Consider the following 16,704-nt stretch of genomic DNA (forward strand, 5'->3'; position numbering starts at 1 on the left):
ATTGGGCTGCGCGCTACAGCGTGACGCCGGAAGCGCCGATCGGTGCCATAAGATCGTAGCGATTATCCGCGGAAGGATCGTCCATCGCCATCGGCGGCTGAATTTTCAGGGTAATCCAGTTTGATGTTACCCGTTGTTGCTTGTTGTCTTCCAGCGTGACCGACAGCCGGTATTCATTGCTGGCACCCGGTGAGTCATCCCACTGCGGTAAAATCACGCTCCAGCCCTGCGGATCGGCGTTATTGGCCGGCGGCGTCAGGCTCAGCGCCTGGGTATCGCCCTGCCAGCTCACCGCTTTGATCGGATTGCTGGCGCGGACCTGAAGCTTCAGCGGCAGACTCTCACCGGCATTTAATTGCCACGGCGGCGTCGCCAGGAAGACTGACAGGGTTTTGCGCTGGCGGAACGACAGCACCGGCGTATCGCTGCGGGTGACAATATCGTAACGGCTGCCGCGCAGCGAGCGCGCTTCATCGACATTACTGGCATCCAGCTGGCGACGCAGAGCAACGCCGAAGCGATAATTGAGCTTCAGCCCGAGCTGATCCTGCGTCTCTCCGGCGCTGCTGGTTTTATGGGTCGCCGACAGCGTCACCAGCGGCACCGGGGTGTACGACAGGCCAAACGACATCGCCGAAGGATTATGGTAGCGGTTGCCGCTGTTAAACAGATCGACGTTTTCGCCCAGATATTGCTGGTAGCTCACCGAGACGCCGAGCTGACGATAGAAAGGCAGGTAGGTTTGACTGGTGATGTCATAGCCGCGCGCCATGCGCTGTTGCTGGGAATCACCAAGATTTTTCCAGCCTGACAGCGGCATGTAGTAGTTGGCTGAGAGCCGCAGATTATCACTCCAGGCTTCGGTACCGAGCGAAGCGCGCTGCAGGCCGCTGCTGAATACCCGATCGACAAAACCGTTGTAGCCGAGCAGCCAGTTACCGGCATCCCAGCGCTGGCCCAGGCCGGCATTGCCGACCATGCCGTCACCGGTATCGTGCAACCCGAGCTGGCTGAAGGTGAGCATACTGTTCTCATCAGCCAGCGCACTGAACAGATCGCCGCCGGTGCCGGTAAAGTTACCGTTCATGTCCACCATCAGATCGAGCTGTGCCGTACCGTAAGGCGAAAGCAGCGACTGCCCTTCGCTCTCGACCCGATTGGCGACCTCGTCACGCAGATGATTAAAGGCCCAGACCCCGGCCTGCTGACCAAAGGAAGCGTTGCTGTCATTGTTGCTGGCTTCACCGATGCTTTTGGCAACCGATGCCAGCTTCCGGCTCCACTCTTCATCCTGTTCCGCGCTGCTGCCCAGCGTCGGAAGCGCCTCCAGCGACTGACGGTAGCGCGCCGGGTCGTCGAATGGCGTCTCTGACACCCGTGTTTCGGTCTGTAACGCGCGGACGGGCTGCGTAACCAGCAGCACGGGCGCGATCAAAGAGAGAATCACTGTTTTTCGTATCATGTCACCAGGCATTCGGATTAAGGTTAAGCGTGAGCGAATGAAAAATATCTCGCCTTTACCTTAACATATTGTGACAGCGATTCAGGACAGACGTGACAAATTGTGCATATGACAGAAAATTCTGACACAAAAAAGCCTGCCGCAGCAGGCCCGGGAATCACACCCCTGTATCAGGAGAAAATTAACCCGCCATCGACATTGATAGTCTGGCCGGTGATGTAGCGCGCATCCTCAGATGCCAGAAAGGCCACCAGCCCGGCGACGTCTTCAGGCTGACCGGCACGTTTCAACGGAATGTTATTCACCCACTCCGCCATCAATTCCCCTTTGCCGTAGGTTTTCTGATCGTTACTGAGGATTTCGCCCCAGACTCGGTCGTTGTAATCCCACATTTCGCTCTCAATGATGCCGGGACAAAAAGCGTTGACCGTGATGTGCCACGGCGCCAGCTCCAGCGCCAGACTCTGGGTAATCCCAATCACGCCCATTTTGCTGGCGGCGTAGTGCGGCGTATAGATGAAACCCTGCCGTCCCTGACCCGATGAGGTGTTAATCAGACTGCCGCTGCGCTGCTTTACCATATACTTCGCCGCTTCACGGCAGCAGAGCCAGACGCCGGTGGTATTCACCGCCAGCACCTTGTCGAAATCGCTTTTTGGCATGCTGTCGAAGCGATCGATGGTGATCACCCCGGCATTCTGGATCGACACATCGATCTGACCAAAGCGATCGGCGGCCTGCTGGTAGAGCTGCTGCACTGCGGCCTCATCGGTGACGTCCACCTGCAGCGCCAGGATTTCACTGCCGAACTGCTGCTGGAGCTGTTCGGCGGTGGCAAAGACACGATCGGCATTCGACACCATCACCAGCCTCGCCCCGTCGCGGGCAAAGCGGGCCGCAATACCGGCACCAATGCCACGGCAGGCTCCGGTGATCACCACTGTTTTTCCACTAAAATCGCGGGTCATAAACACTCCTGTTAACTGTGACGGATGTCAGAGAGCGGTGCCGCCTGCAGCTTCTTTTCATGACGACGTAACAGCACCACTTTGCTTTGCAGACGTTGCTGGAACTGGTCAATCACCACTGCGGTGACAATTACCAACCCTTTAATCACCATCTGCCAGAAATCGCTGACGCCCATCATCACCATGCCGTCCGCCAGGAAGACAATCACGAAGGCGCCAATAATCGAACCGGAAACCCGTCCGCGCCCGCCTGCCAGCGCCGTACCACCCAGCACCGTGGCACCAATCGCGTCCATCTCAAACATATTGCCGGTCATCGGGTGCGCCGTTTGCAGCTGAGAAGCGACCACCAGCCCGACCAGGCCAGCACACAGGCCGGAGAAGGCGTAGACAAACACTTTCACTTTGATGATCGGCACGCCCGCCAGCCGTGCGGCTGACTCATTACCGCCAATCGCGTAGATGTAACGACCGAGCGGGGTTTTACGCGTCAGATAGAGCCCGAGCAGCAGAAAGCCGACCATCAGCCAGATCGGAATATAGACGCCCAGCACCGAGCCGGAACCGAGCAGCGCAAAGCCGGTGTTACCGAGTGCCGGCAGGCCGACCAGGTTGGCGTAGGTGCTGCCATCGTTGAACAGCAACGCCGCACCGCGCGCCACATACATCATGCCGAGGGTACAGATAAACGGTGCCACGCCCAGCCGGGTAATTACCGTGCCGTTAATTAATCCCACCAGCACGCCAAAGATGGCCACCACCAGAATCACTTCGGGCACGTTGAGGAACAGGGTATTGCCACCCCACAGCGGCACGCCATTAGTCAGCAGCGCGCCCGCCACCATGCAGCAGATGCCGGCGACCGCACCCACCGACAGATCGATGCCACCGGTGAGGATCACCAGCGTCATGCCGATCGCCAGCAGTCCGGTAATCGCCACGTGCTGGGTCATGATCAGCAGATTGGATGGGGTCAGGAAGTTGGGAACCATCACGCTGAAAAAACTGACCACGATCAGCAGCGCAATAAAGGTGCGCGCCTTCAGCAGGTACATATAAAGCAGATATTTTTGGTTCATGGAGTTCTCCGGCCAGCTTAATCTTGCGGGGTGGATGCCGCGATCAGTTGCTCTCGCGTTGCCACAGCACGCGGTAAATCGGCGGTAATCCGGCCATCGGCCATCACTAAAATACGGTCCGCCAGTGCCATCACCTCATCCAGTTCCGATGAGGAGAACATCACCGCCAGCCCCTGTTGCGCCAGATTGCCAATCAGGTGGTAAACGTCAGTTTTGGCGCCGACGTCGATACCGCGCGTCGGTTCATCCAGTAACACCACCTGCGGACCGGTCATCAGCGCTTTACCCAGCACCACTTTTTGCTGATTGCCACCGCTCAACGAGGTGATAGGCAGTTCGGCGTCGCTGACCTTGATCGACAAATGCCCAATCATCTCATTGACCCGCTGATTCTCCTGGGCCGGACGGAGCAACCGCAGCGCGCGGCGAAAACCGCGCAGGCTGAGATCGGAGAGGGTCATGTTGGCGGTAATCGACATCAGCTCTATCACGCCTTCCCCCTTGCGGTCTTCGGGCACCAGCGCAATGCCGCTTTTTAACCGCTGCTGGAAACTGCGTTTCGCCAGATCTTTCCCCGCCAGTTGTACCCGGCCCGACTGGCACGGCATCAGGCCAATCAGCCCCTTAAACAGCTCGGTGCGCCCGGCGCCCAGCAGGCCATAAATGCCGATGACTTCCCCTTTACGCAGCGTAAAGCTGACGTCGTTCAGGGTGTAACCGCCGTTCTGGTGCAGGGCGGTGAGTCCCTCAACCTGTAATACCGTTTCGCCCTGCGGGGCGGCCTGATAATCAAACTGCTTCTTCTTATCTCCCACCATCTGAGCGATGATCCACGGCACGCTCGCCTCACGCACTTCGCGTTCGCTGATGAACCGTCCATCGCGGAAAATGGTGATGTGATCGCCAATCTCCATCAGCTCTTCAAGCCGGTGCGAGATATAGATGATGGTGACGCCCCGCCGCTTAAGCTGAGCGATAACGTTAAACAGCACTTTCACTTCAGACTGACTCAGCGCGCTGGTCGGCTCATCCATGATCAATACCCGGGTATCTTTAGAAAGCGCGCGGGCAATCTCCACCAGTTGCTGATGGCCGATACCCAGCTCGCCGAGCGGAGCATAGGGATCAACATCCAGCTCCAGCCGCTCAAGCAGCGTCTTCGCCAGCGCATACTGATATTTCTCGTTGATCACTCCGCGCTGAAAAAACTCGTTGGCGATAAAGATGTTGTCCATCACGTTCATGTTGGGAAACAGGTTCAGCTCCTGAAAGATAATGCTGATGCCCTGCTTTTCTGCCTGATGCGTGGAACTCAGTGACACCACTTTTCCATCCAGCAGAATCTCGCCCGACGAAGGGGTTTCCACCCCCGCCAGCATCTTCATCATGGTCGATTTACCGGCACCGTTTTCGCCAATCAGCACGTTGACCTTATTGCGATAGACCCGGTAATTAACCTGATCGAGCGCCGTTACGCCGGGATAGAGACGCGACACATTGCGGGTTTCGATGATCACATCGCTACTCTGCTGCGGTTGAAAATCTTGCATCTGCCGCTCCTTATTGCCGGCTTATCGCCGCCGGGGTGATATCCGGCAGCGACTGCGGGATATCCCAACTGCTGAACACGCCGATGACCGTCACCTTATCACCCACGGCAGGCTTGAATTTCTGCATCAGGCTGGACGCCTGCTGATTAATCGCCTTGCCGTAATCGCCAAACAGCACCTGATCGTTAAAGTCCTGATAGCTTGCGCCCTTGTAAGCATCGCGCAGTGCGGTACCGCGAATGATTGGCCCGGTCTGAATAGTGACAGTGTCACCTGACTCATCGCGGATTTTCATCTTACCGCTGCGTGAGGTGCTATTCAGCGCAGTGATTTCGCCACGCACCGCCACGCTAAACACGCACGGATTCTCCGCCTGGCTGCGATAGCCGTAAGATTGACAGGCGCTGTCAAAGTCCTTAGCCGACTGCAGCGACTTAATTAAGGTCGCCAGCGGTTTCGCCTCCGCCGTCAGCTGCGGCACCAGTTTCTGCTGCCAGACCTGATCGACGTTTGCCATCTGCGGATTGGGGGGATTTTTCAGCTCGGCCAGCTGTTGCTGTGACACTATTCGGCAGCCGCTTAGCAGCAGGACCACCAGCGTCAGCCAGACTCTTCCGGACATCTCATTCTCCCTGGCGCCCGCTCTGGCAGGCGCGGCGGCGGTTAATTACGACTTAAAGTTGAAATCCTGCACGCCTTTGGCATTGTCCGGCGTAATCAGGATGCCGCGGAACATCACGCGCTGTTTCTCTGGCTTCGCGCCTTTCTGAATGTAATTGTCGAGATCGGTCACGCCCTGCGCCGCAATCGCCTGCGCCTGCAGCATCACCGTGGCTTTCAGGGTGCCGGCCTTCACCGCATCCCGCTCGTCATTGCTGCCATCAATACCCACCACAATCACATCGTTGCGTCCGGCCGCTTTCAGCGCCGCAATCGCTCCCAGCGCGACCGGGCCATTACCGCAAATCACCCCTTTCACATCCGGGTGCGCCTGCAGAATACTGTCCATGATCCGCTTGCCGTCGATCAGCGTCCCTTTAGCATCCTGACGTGCGACGCTCTGCATATCGCTGTACTGATCCAGCACCTGATGGAATGATTTGGACCGCGTAACGCAGTTATTGTCGGCCAGGTTACAGGTCAGCTCGGCATACTTGCCCTTCTCGCCCATCTTCTCGACAAACACGTTGGCCACGTCAGACCCCGCCTGGAAGTTGTTGTGGGTAATCTGCGCCAGCGCCACATCGTCTACCGGGATTTCGCGGTTAATCAGCACCACCGGAATGCCAGCATCTTTGGCCTTTTTGATCGGCGCCACGCTGGCCGTTGAGTCAGCGTTATCCAGCACGATACCCTGCACTTTTTTGCCGATAGCTGCGTCGATCAGTTCGCTTTGCTTCTTCACATCTTCGCCGTGCGACAGCACCGAGGTTTTGTAGCCCAGCGCCTGCGCTTTGAGGTTGGCGCCTTTGGCTTCAGAGGCGTAATAAGGATTATCAAGTGAGTTAACCAGAATCATAATGGTGCCTTTCTCGACGGCGAATGCCGCCTGCGAAACCAGACAGGCAGCCACAGCAGTGCACAGCAGGGTACGGTTTTTCATGATGTTCTCTCTTATCGTTATCACTGGTTGGTGATTTCCCGGGTGTCAGAGCAGCCTTACCAGATGGTAAATCCGCCATCGATCATTAAATCCGCGCCGGTAATCATGTCGCTGCCGTTGCTGGCAAAAAACAGCACCGCCGCGGCAATCTCATCGGTATAAGCAAAGCGGCCTAACGGAATCAGTTTTTTCATCTGCTCACCCTTCTCACCGCGCCAGGCTTTTTCGCCCATCGGCGTCAGCACCACGGTGGGCGAAAGGGTATTTACGTTGATGCGGTGTGGTGCAAACTCTTTGGCCATCACTTTGGTCATGCCGAGCAGTCCGGCTTTGGCCGAGGTGTAAGCGACGTGGTTATCGATCGCAATCGAGGCTGCCTGCGAAGCGATATTGATAATTTTTCCGCCGTTACCGGCAGTGATCATCAGGCGTGCTGCCGCCTGCGAGCAGAGGAAAGGACCGGTAAGATTGACGGCAATTTGCTTCTGCCACTCGGCAAAATCGGTATCAATCACCGGCTGTAACATCACATATCCGGCGCAGTTCACCAGAATATCGATGTGGCCGTAGTGGGAAATTACCTGATCAAACGCCTGGGTAACGGCGGCGGGATCGGTGACATCACAACAGACAAACTGCACCCGATCGGCGGCAAACTCTGCCTGCAGGCTGGCAACCCTGTCCGCTTCGAACGGCGGATAAAGCAGCGCCAGACGCGCACCCTTTTCCAGCAACATGCTATTCGTCGCCATCGCAATGCCGCCCAGGCCGCCGGTCACCACCGCGACTTTGTCAGCCAGATTCAGCGCGGTATCCACGCCGTATCGCAGGTTTACGTCATATTCACCACTCATCCCACTTATCCCCTCAGTTTTTTGCTGTCGCCGTTGACTCAATCATTTTCGAACAAAAATATAAGCTATCGAAAAGAAATGATATGTGGGGCAGATCAAATTTCGACCATCTGCTGCTCTTCGGGGATTATCTTATTGAAAAGACGTGATCTGGCTTGCAATGCGCAAATAAAAGTGAAACCAGCAAATCGTGAAAGCGGGTGTGATTCAATAACCTGCAACTCTTTAACTTTCGTTCGAAAATGAACATCCCTTGCGACCATCTCGCATTCATAAAAATGGCGCGTTAAACTCTGCGACAGATCCTTCTTCGCCTGAAAACCCTGCGATTGGAAAAGGGAGCATTTCGATTGAAAAGCAAAAGTGAGCAGTTAGCTGATATGCAGCAACGCCGCGAAAAGATTCTGGAGATGATCCGCGAGGATGGCACGGTCACGGTCAAAGCGCTGACGGAGACCTTTGGCCTGACTGAAGCAACGTTGCGCAGCGATCTGCGAATGCTGCAAAAACAGGGTTTTGTCCAGCGCTACCACGGGGGCGCGACCCTGATGACCGGCAAACAGAATACCGGCGCGATGCTGCTTGAGCGGCAAACCCATCTGGAAGAGAAAGAGGCCATTGGCCGACTGGCGGCACAGCACATCGAAAATGGTGACACGGTGATTTTCGATTCCGGCACCACCACCACCGCCATCACTGATGCCATTACCCATATTCGCCGCTTATCGGTGGTCACCACGGCGGTGAATATCGCACTGAAACTGGGTGGCGAACCCGGCATCAATATTCTGCTGACCGGCGGCACCTTCAAATTCCCGACGCTATCGACCTCCGGTGAAAAGGCAGCCAGCTTTTTCGAAAACGTACTCGCCGAGAAACTGTTTCTGGCGACCGCCTGCATCTCACCTCGCCTCGGCCTGAGCTTCCCGAGCGAAACCGACATCAAGGTCAAGCTGGCAATGATTCGCTCAGCCAACACGGTGTATGTGGTGGCCGACTCCAGCAAGATTGATAAGGTGTCGATGTTTGCGCTGCCGTGCGACTGGAGCAATATCCACTATCTGATTACCGACAGCGGCATCACCCCAGCACAGGTTAAGGCGTTCGAGGCGCTCGGCGTTAAAGTGCTGGTCGCCCCGCTGCCGCTGAAGCGGGCAATGTAATCGGCATTACCGGCGCGGTTCTGCCCGGCGGCAGGGATCATCAGAAAGAGATCTGGTGGGGTTATGCTGTGCTAACCATGCTGAAACGGGCAGCAAGTGCCTGCCTGAACGCCTTTCACCCAAAACACGCACACCAGCCAGCCGGCCAGTAAGCGCCTGCCCGAAGAGCAAAGTGTGCGAGCCAGGGATGGCGAGCTCGGGATGGCGAGCCCGGTCCGCAGGGACGCGGGTTTCCCTTGCGGTCGGGCAGGCCCTTGCTGAACGACGCACCTGACCATCCGCCGCACCACTAACTCCTCTCCGCCTTTCCCCAAAACACGCACCCCAGCCAGCCGGGCAGCAAGCGCCTGCCCGAAGAGCAAGGTGTGCGAGCCAGGGATGGCGAGCCCGGTCCGCAGGGACGCGGGTCCCCCTTGCGGTCGCGCAGGTCCTTGCTAACCGCCTCACCCGCGCCCCCCAATCAACCCGGCAGGCCCTTGCTGACCTTCGCACCGGGCGCACCACCGCACTCGCCATCTCAACACACCGCAACGCGCGCCCTCGCATCGGCCTGTAAATCCGGCCGGTAATAACGCACCACCTCACCGACCAGCAACAACGACGGCGAAACCGGCTTCTCCTGATCCACCGTCTGCGCCAGTCCGCCCAGCGAGGTAATCAACACCCGCTGATCCGACCGGGTACCGTTCTCAATGATCGCTACCGGCGTCGACGCATCACGCCCGTGATCCTGCAACTGCCTGCTGATCGAGGCACTCCAGCTCAACCCCATATAAAACACCAGCGTCTGATTGTCCGCCGCCAGCGCAGCCGCATCCAGCTGCGGCTCCCCGCTGCGCCCGTGCCCGGTGATCAGCCGTAACGACTGCGCGCAATCACGGTGGGTCAACGGAATGCCACTGGCCGCCGCGCAGCCCACCGCGGCGGTAATCCCCGGCACCACCTCACATCGAATCCCGGCCAGCTGCAGACTCACCATCTCCTCGCCGCCGCGACCAAAAATAAACGGGTCGCCGCCTTTCAAACGGATCACCTGGCGGCCACTGCGCGCCAGATCCACCAGCAACTGATTGATCTGCGCCTGCTTAAGACCGTGCTGCCCAGGTCGCTTACCCACATCAATGCACAACGCGCTCTCCGGCACTTCCGCCATCACCGCTTCACTCACCAGCCGGTCATACACCACTACCTCGGCACGCTGCAGTAACCGCAACGCTTTCACCGTCAGCAGATCAACGTCGCCCGGCCCGGCACCCACTAACCACACCGCGCCCTGCTGCGGAACACTGCCCTGCGGCGACAGCAATTTATCCAGCGATTCAATTAACAGCGTCATGACGTCTCCGTAATCGATTGGGAACGCAACAGCTGCTTCAGTTCCGGAATACAGGAACCACACTGCGTGCCGCATTTAAGCTTCTCGCCCAGCGCCTGAGTCGTATCACACCCCTGCGCCACCGCCTGCAAAATGGCCGACTCACCGACCGCCATGCAACTGCAGATAATCCGCCCCGCCGCCTGACCCTGGGCGGCCTGGCCTGCCAGCAGCCGATGCCGCCGAAACGCATCCGACGGCGCAGCCTGAAACGCGGCAGCGACGAAATCGTGGTCGACTGCTGGCAAGCCAGCCCCGGCATACAATGCCAGCTGCAGCACGCCGTCTCGCCATGCCAGCACCCGGTAATCACTGCCGCTGCCGTCAGCGACCTGCAACTGGCACCCGCTAAGATCGTAATGCGCCGCCAGCCACGCTTGTGGCGCGCCCTCGCCAGCAACCACATAACGCTGCACCCCGGCATACGGTGACCGCGCCCAGTAACGCAACCCCACGGGTGATGCCAGCGTCGGCTGCCATAACCAGCCCTGCCAGCTCACCGGCAACGGCATAATCCGCACCGGCGTCTGCTTCAGCGCCGGCTGGCGCGAAAACGGACAGCCTCGCGCGGCGATCAACATATCGACATGGCTCTGCTGACTGAACTGCCGGTTCCAGTGCATCGGCACAAACAGCTCTCCGCGTCGCAGCCCGCTATCCAGCGTCACCCGCGCGCTGATCCAGCCAGACAGCGACTGCACACGGGCCAGCGCCCCCGCCGTCAGCCCATAGCGGGCCGCATCGGCCGGATGAAGCGCCACAAACGGCTCGTCACAGTGCTGCATCAGCCGTGGCACCAGCCCGGTGCGGGTCATGGTATGCCACTGATCGCGCACCCGACCGGTATTCATCAGCAACGGATAAGCCACCTCGCGTGGCGTCACCACGGGCGTCGCCGGTACCCATAGCCGGGCTTTGCCATCTGGATGATAAAACCGGCGATCGCTAAACAATCGGGCACAGCCAGCAGGATGTTCAGCGTTGACCGGCCACTGAACCGGACGCAGCGCATCCCAGTCAGCATCACTTAACTGCGCCAGCGCGCTGATATCAAACGCCCGCTGACCGCCGTTCTCAAAGCCCGATAGCGCCGCATGTTCACGGAAAATCGCTGCCGGATGCTGCCAGTTAAATCCTTCAAAGCCTAAACGTCGGGCCACCTGGGCCAGCAGCCACCAGTCGGGACGGGCATCACCGGGCGCGGCGGCAAAGGCACGCTGACGCGAAATCCGCCGCTCTGAATTGGTCACCGTGCCATTTTTCTCGCCCCAGCCCTGGGCCGGCAGCAGAATGTCAGCAAACGCGCTGGTATCGGTTTGCGCCATCACGTCCGACACAATCACCAGCGGACAGGCCGCCAGCGCCTGCGCCACCCGATTGCCCTCCGGCATAGAGACAGCCGGATTAGTGCCCATAATCCAGACCGCTTTAACTTCGCCGGTGGCGATAGCCTGAAACAGATCCACCACCGTCAGGCCGGGCTGACGGGCGATAGTCGGGCTGCGCCAGAAACGCTGCACCCGATCGCAGTCAACCGGATCAAACCCCATATGCGCCGCCAGCTGATTAGCCAGCCCGCCCACTTCACGTCCTCCCATCGCATTTGGCTGTCCGGTCAGCGAAAACGGACCGCAGCCCGGCCGCCCGATCCTGCCGCTTAACAGATGCACATTGAGGATCGCCTGATTGTTATCACTGCCGGTGAGCGACTGATTAATCCCCATGCACCACAGCGTCACTACCCGCCCGGTCTGGCTGAACAACCGGTAAAAGTCGGTCACCTGCTGCGGCGTCAGATCGCACTGTGCGGCGACGTGCGCAACCTGCCACGGCTCTGCCGCCGCCAGCGTTTCCGCCACGCCGCTCAGGTGCGGCAGCATCGTCTGATCGATGCCGCCCTGCTTTGCCAGCCAGCGCAGCAGGCCGGAAAACAGCAGTGTATCGCTGCCAGGACGCAGCGGCAGATGCAGATCGGCCAGGTCGCAACTGGCGGTACGCCGCGGATCGATGACCACCATCCGCATTTCAGGACGCTGCTGCTTCGCCTGCGCCAGCCGCTGCCAGATCACCGGATGTGCCCAGGCCGCGTTGGAACCGACCAGCACCACCAGATCGGTCTGATCCAGATCCTCATAACAACAGGGCACCGCATCCGCACCGAACGCACGCTTATAGCCGATCACCGCTGAGGCCATACAGAGCCGCGAGTTGGTATCGATATTGGCGGTGCCGATATAACCCTTCATCAGCTTATTGGCGACGTAGTAATCCTCGGTCAGTAACTGGCCGGAACCGTAAAACGCCACTGCCTGCGGGCCGTCACGCTCAATCACCGCGCGTAATCCTGCCGCCGCCGCATCCAGCGCCGCGTCAAGCGTCACCGGCTGGCCATTAACCTGCGCCTTCAGCAACCGTCCCTCTGGCGTCAGCGTCTCGCCTAACGCTGTTCCCTTAACGCACAACCGCCCGGCGTTGGCCGGATGCAGCGGATCGCCTGCCACCTGCGCCCGATGATTGTCCTGCGGCGTCACGCAGACGCCACAGCCGACGCCGCAATAGGGACAGGTGGTATTCATGATGCCTGCGCCAGTTGATTCGCCGGACGGTTCGCCAGCCAGATCTGCCCCGCTTCCAGCTTCACCGGCCAGCAGCGTAACTGGTGCTGCGGGTTATCCAGACTCTGACCGTCCCGCAGCCGCACCCGCTGCTTGTAAAGCGGCGAAATCACCACCGGCTCGCCGCCGACATCACCGAGAATACCGCGCGACAACACGCTGGCTTCGCTGCCTGGCTCGCGATCCTCCAGCGCATAAAGCGTCTCACCAAAGCGGAACAGCGCGATACGCTCACTGCCGAGTCGCGCCCCGATGCCGGCCTGCTGTGGCACCGCGTCGAGTGCGCAGACTGCGCTCCATCGCTCGGCCGGCAGGTGCAGCAACGGGCGGGACGTGGCCGTGTCCGGCTGGCGCTGGCCGCGCACCCGGCTGTAGTGCAGGCTCTCATCCGGCTGATCGCTGTTGACCGTCGGAGTGAACAGCGCCAGGCGTGACGCATCCGCCAGCGTGGTCTGCCATTCGCACTGGTACGCCTCGACCACCTGCTGCATCTCCTGCTCCAGCGTTGCCGCCAGCCCGAGGCTATCGTCAATCACCACCTGACGCAGATAGTCGAGGCCGCCCTCCAGGTTATCCAGCCAGACGCTGGTGCGCTGCAGCCGGTCGGCGGTACGGATATAAAACATCAACAGACGATCGACATACCGCAGCAGCGTAGCGTCGTCGAGGTCGCTGGCGAACAGATCGGCGTGACGCGGCTTCATACCGCCATTGCCGCAGACATAGAGATTCCAGCCCTTGTCAGTGGCGATCACCCCGATATCTTTGCTCTGCGCTTCAGCACATTCACGGGTACAGCCGGAAACCGCCATCTTGATCTTGTGCGGGGCGCGCAGGCCCTTGTAGCGATGCTCCAGCGCGATAGCGAACGCGGTAGAGTCCTGCACGCCATAGCGGCACCAGGTTGATCCGACACAGGACTTCACGGTGCGCAGCGATTTGCCGTAGGCGTGGCCGGTTTCGAAGCCAGCGTCCAGTAATGTCTGCCAGATAGCTGGCAGTTGATCGAGCCGCGCACCGAACAGATCGATGCGCTGTCCGCCGGTAATTTTGGTATAGAGATCGTAGCGCGCCGCCACTTCGCCAATGGCAATCAGACCTTGCGGAGTGATCTCACCCGCCGGAACGCGCGGCACCACTGAATAGGTGCCATCTTTCTGGATATTGGCAAAGTAGCGATCGTTGGTATCCTGCAGCGGCAGATGTGCCGGTTGCAGCAGATAGTCGTTCCAGCAGGAAGCCAGCAGCGAGGCCACCAGCGGTTTACACACTTCACAGCCGTGGCCTTTGCCGTGCGCCGCCAGCAGATCGTCAAAGGTTTTGATCCCCTCCACCCGGATCAGGTGATAAAGCTCCTGCCGCGACCAGGCGAAGTGCTCGCAGATATCCTTCTTCACCACCACGCCGAGGTTCGACAACTGGTATTCCATCACCTGTTTCACCAGTGCCGCACAGCCGCCGCAGCCGGTGGCCGCTTTGGTACAGCTTTTAATGCTGCTCATCTCACTGCAACCGCTTTTCACCGCTGCGCAGAGTTCGCCTTTGCTGACGTTATGACAGGAGCAGAGTTGGGCACTGTCAGGTAGCGCGGCCACGCCCGCTGCCCTGGCCGGTGCGCCCGCCAGCAGCGGCAGAATCAGACTCTCGGGCGCGGCCGGCAGCGGCAGCGCATTCAGCATCATCTGCAGCAGTGTGGCGTAATCGCTGCTGTCCCCCACCAGCACGCCGCCCAGCAATCGGCTGCCGTCGCCGGAGACCACGATTTTCTTGTAAATGCCTTTTGGACCGTCCGTCCAGTGATAACTCTCGCTGCCGATGGTGCGACCCTGCGCATCACCAAACGACGCGACCTCGACCCCCAGCAGTTTGAGCTTTGTGCTCATATCCGCACCGCTGAACGCAGTGGGTTCCGCCGCCAGATGGCCCGCCAGTACCCGCGCCATCTGATAGCCGGGCGCCACCAGCCCAAAAATCTGACCGTTCCACAGCGCGCATTCGCCGACGGCGTAGATCGCTTCATCGCTGGTCTGACAGCGATCGTTAATCTCGATACCGCCGCGCGGACCGAGCGTCAGCCCGGCCTCACGCGCCAGCTCATCACGTGGCCGGATGCCGGCGGAGAACAGCACCAGATCGCTGTGCAGGCTGCTGCCATCGGCAAAGTGCAGCAGCACGCTGCCGTCGGCCTGAGTCTCAATCTGCTGAGTCTGTTTTGAGGTGTGTACCGTCACACCAAGCGACTCGATCTTCTGACGCAGCATTGACGCGCCGCCCTCATCGAGCTGCACCGCCATCAGGCGCGGCGCAAACTCCACCACATGGGTTTCCAGCCCGAGTTGCCGCAGCGCATTGGCCGCCTCCAGACCCAGCAACCCACCGCCAATCACCACGCCGCGCTGACTGTGACGGGCGCAGGCGGCAATCGCATCGAGATCGTCGAGCGTGCGGTAGACGAAACAGCGTGCCGCATCGTGGCCGGGAATCGGCGGCACAAAGGCGCGTGATCCGGTCGCCAGCACCAGCCGATCCCACGCCAGCTGGTTACCCGCACTGTCAGTCAGGCTACGCTGCGCCCGATCAACCGACACCACCTGGCAGCCCGTGCGCAGCTCAATGCCGTGCTGCGCAAAGAAATCCGCGCCCACCAGCGAGAGATCGGCCGCCTGTTTGCCGTTGAAATAGTCCGACAGATGCACCCGGTCATAGGCTGGCTGAGACTCTTCGCCATACACCACAATGTGATAGTGCTGATGCAGTTCACGGGCGACCAGTTGCTCAAGAAAATAGTGGCTGACCATGCCGTGACCGATCACGGCTAATAGCGGTTTGCTCATCAGAAGACTCTCTGCAGCCTGCGGCTGCGTTTCAGGTTGATCGGGATCGAACAGGGTGGCGAGCGTGACGGGTTCAGCACGCTGCAGGCGGCCGAGCAGTGCGGCCCCCTGCTGGCTGTCACCAAACAGCAGCACGCCGTTGAGGCGTCCCTGTCGCAGAAAGAGACGACGATAGTCGCCGGAGAGCGGATCAAAACTGCTGACCGATGGCGCTTCACTGATATCCCCGGCGCTGAACAGTGAAATGCCGCTGACTTTCAGCCGCGTGCCGCCAGGCTGGGTACGGTAATCGGCCTGTGGCGAACCGGCCAGCTGCGCTGCCAGCACCTGCGCCTGCGCCAGACAGGGCGCCACCAGGCCAAAGGTCTCCCCCTCGATTTCACAGCACTCGCCGACGGCATAGACATCGGGCACCGCGCTGCGTAGCTGGCGATCGACCAGAATACCGCGCTGACACGGCAGCCCCGCCGCCCGCGCCACGGCCACGGCTGGCTCCACGCCGATGGCGATCACCACCTGCGCGGCGGCGTAATCAGCGCCATCCGCCAGTGTGACGCCGGTTGTGGTGATCGCCTGCAGGCCACTGTTCAGCAAACAGTGGATGCCACGCCCGCGCAGCGCCGTCAGCAGCAGTTCACCCGCTCTGGCATCCAGCTGGCGATCGAGTAACCAGCCTTTGTGGTGAATCAGCGTCACCTCACGGCCCTGCGCCCGCAGTGCCGCCGCCGCCTCAATGCCGAGGAAACCGCCCCCCAGCACCGCCACCGGGCCGTGGCCCGCCAGCAGCCGTTCAACATCATTGATGCTGCGAAAACCGCTGACGTGCGGCCGATCGATGCCCGCAATGGCCGGCAGACGCGGCTGCGATCCGGTGGCGAAAACCAGCCGGTCCCAGCCCAGCTGACGCTGGTCGGTCAGCACCGTGCGGGCCGCCAGATCGACCTGCTGCACCGTTTCACCGGCCAGCAGCGTCACGCCGTGCTGCTGATACCATGAGGTGGCATGAAGCAGGGTCTCGCTGAAGCGCATCTCGCCAGCCAGCACCGGTGATAACAGCACGCGGTTATAGTTGCCGTACGGTTCGCGACCGATCACCGTGATGGCGTAGCGCTGCGGCGCGCGTTGCAGCAGGCTTTCGACCAGCTGCATCGCCGCCATTCCATTCCCTATCACCAGCAGCCGTTGCGTCATGATGCGATCC

General features: G+C 60.0%; 11 protein-coding genes. 1 reads left to right on the forward strand and 10 read right to left on the reverse strand.

All coding sequences use genetic code 11. The features are described 5' to 3' along the window. Positions 1-13: 13 nt before the first annotated feature. From AABB92_RS06600 to AABB92_RS06630, 7 genes are all read right to left on the reverse strand, one after another. Positions 14-1,462 carry a YchO/YchP family invasin gene (locus AABB92_RS06600; protein WP_031375674.1) on the reverse strand — a complete coding sequence of 483 codons (1,449 nt, stop codon included), beginning with the start codon at positions 1,460-1,462 and terminating at the stop codon, positions 14-16. A 170-nt stretch (positions 1,463-1,632) separates the two neighbouring features. After that, complete coding sequence (locus tag AABB92_RS06605) at positions 1,633-2,430, reverse strand: glucose 1-dehydrogenase (RefSeq protein WP_031375673.1); 798 nt, start codon at positions 2,428-2,430, stop codon at positions 1,633-1,635. 11 nt (positions 2,431-2,441) lie between these two features. Next, the gene (locus tag AABB92_RS06610) at positions 2,442-3,509 is read right to left on the reverse strand and encodes an ABC transporter permease (protein ID WP_031375672.1); all 1,068 of its coding nucleotides are present in this window, start codon (positions 3,507-3,509) and stop codon (positions 2,442-2,444) included. Between the two features lie 17 nt (positions 3,510-3,526). Beyond that, positions 3,527-5,059 (reverse strand): sugar ABC transporter ATP-binding protein, encoded by a 1,533-nt coding sequence (locus tag AABB92_RS06615; protein WP_031375671.1) that lies wholly within the window; start codon positions 5,057-5,059, stop codon positions 3,527-3,529. Between the two features lie 10 nt (positions 5,060-5,069). After that, the gene (locus tag AABB92_RS06620; RefSeq protein ID WP_046288370.1) at positions 5,070-5,681 is read right to left on the reverse strand and encodes a DUF2291 family protein; all 612 of its coding nucleotides are present in this window, start codon (positions 5,679-5,681) and stop codon (positions 5,070-5,072) included. Between the two features lie 45 nt (positions 5,682-5,726). Beyond that, complete coding sequence (locus AABB92_RS06625) at positions 5,727-6,662, reverse strand: D-ribose ABC transporter substrate-binding protein (RefSeq protein ID WP_031375670.1); 936 nt, start codon at positions 6,660-6,662, stop codon at positions 5,727-5,729. Positions 6,663-6,718: 56 nt separating this feature from the next. Next, positions 6,719-7,516, reverse strand: coding sequence for a GolD/DthD family dehydrogenase (locus tag AABB92_RS06630; protein ID WP_046288371.1), 798 nt, complete (start codon positions 7,514-7,516; stop codon positions 6,719-6,721). A gap of 350 nt (positions 7,517-7,866) precedes the next feature. On the opposite strand from AABB92_RS06630, the gene AABB92_RS06635 reads away from it, so the two are divergent. Continuing rightward, the gene (locus AABB92_RS06635; protein WP_031375669.1) at positions 7,867-8,679 is read left to right on the forward strand and encodes a DeoR/GlpR family DNA-binding transcription regulator; all 813 of its coding nucleotides are present in this window, start codon (positions 7,867-7,869) and stop codon (positions 8,677-8,679) included. A 517-nt stretch (positions 8,680-9,196) separates the two neighbouring features. On the opposite strand, the gene cobA is transcribed toward AABB92_RS06635, so the two are convergent. Genes cobA through nirB form a run of 3 tightly spaced genes read right to left on the reverse strand, consistent with a single transcriptional unit; the run spans position 9,197 to position 16,694 of the window. After that, a complete protein-coding gene (gene cobA, locus AABB92_RS06640) occupies positions 9,197-10,015 on the reverse strand; it encodes a uroporphyrinogen-III C-methyltransferase (RefSeq protein WP_046288372.1) in 819 nt (272 codons plus the stop codon). Then, a complete protein-coding gene (locus tag AABB92_RS06645) occupies positions 10,012-12,630 on the reverse strand; it encodes a nitrate reductase (protein ID WP_046288373.1) in 2,619 nt (872 codons plus the stop codon). Before AABB92_RS06645 ends, cobA begins: the two co-directional genes overlap by 4 nt. Beyond that, positions 12,627-16,694 (reverse strand): nitrite reductase large subunit NirB, encoded by a 4,068-nt coding sequence (gene nirB / locus AABB92_RS06650; protein WP_082097580.1) that lies wholly within the window; start codon positions 16,692-16,694, stop codon positions 12,627-12,629. The genes AABB92_RS06645 and nirB overlap by 4 nt, the downstream gene beginning before the upstream one ends. Positions 16,695-16,704: the final 10 nt, after the last annotated feature.

It is taken from the genome of Pantoea brenneri (assembly GCF_038594305.1).
Lineage (GTDB): Bacteria > Pseudomonadota > Gammaproteobacteria > Enterobacterales > Enterobacteriaceae > Pantoea > Pantoea brenneri.

What these genes read in the sequence shown, in the direction of transcription:
- AABB92_RS06600 (WP_031375674.1), bottom strand. Translation starts at nt 1,462, where the DNA reads ATGATACGAAAAACAGTGATTCTCTCTTTGATCGCGCCCGTGCTGCTG.
- AABB92_RS06605 (WP_031375673.1), bottom strand. Translation starts at nt 2,430, where the DNA reads ATGACCCGCGATTTTAGTGGAAAAACAGTGGTGATCACCGGAGCCTGC.
- AABB92_RS06610 (WP_031375672.1), bottom strand. Translation starts at nt 3,509, where the DNA reads ATGAACCAAAAATATCTGCTTTATATGTACCTGCTGAAGGCGCGCACC.
- AABB92_RS06615 (WP_031375671.1), bottom strand. Translation starts at nt 5,059, where the DNA reads ATGCAAGATTTTCAACCGCAGCAGAGTAGCGATGTGATCATCGAAACC.
- AABB92_RS06620 (WP_046288370.1), bottom strand. Translation starts at nt 5,681, where the DNA reads ATGTCCGGAAGAGTCTGGCTGACGCTGGTGGTCCTGCTGCTAAGCGGC.
- AABB92_RS06625 (WP_031375670.1), bottom strand. Translation starts at nt 6,662, where the DNA reads ATGAAAAACCGTACCCTGCTGTGCACTGCTGTGGCTGCCTGTCTGGTT.
- AABB92_RS06630 (WP_046288371.1), bottom strand. Translation starts at nt 7,516, where the DNA reads ATGAGTGGTGAATATGACGTAAACCTGCGATACGGCGTGGATACCGCG.
- cobA (WP_046288372.1), bottom strand. Translation starts at nt 10,015, where the DNA reads ATGACGCTGTTAATTGAATCGCTGGATAAATTGCTGTCGCCGCAGGGC.
- AABB92_RS06645 (WP_046288373.1), bottom strand. Translation starts at nt 12,630, where the DNA reads ATGAATACCACCTGTCCCTATTGCGGCGTCGGCTGTGGCGTCTGCGTG.
- nirB (WP_082097580.1), bottom strand. Translation starts at nt 16,694, where the DNA reads ATGACGCAACGGCTGCTGGTGATAGGGAATGGAATGGCGGCGATGCAG.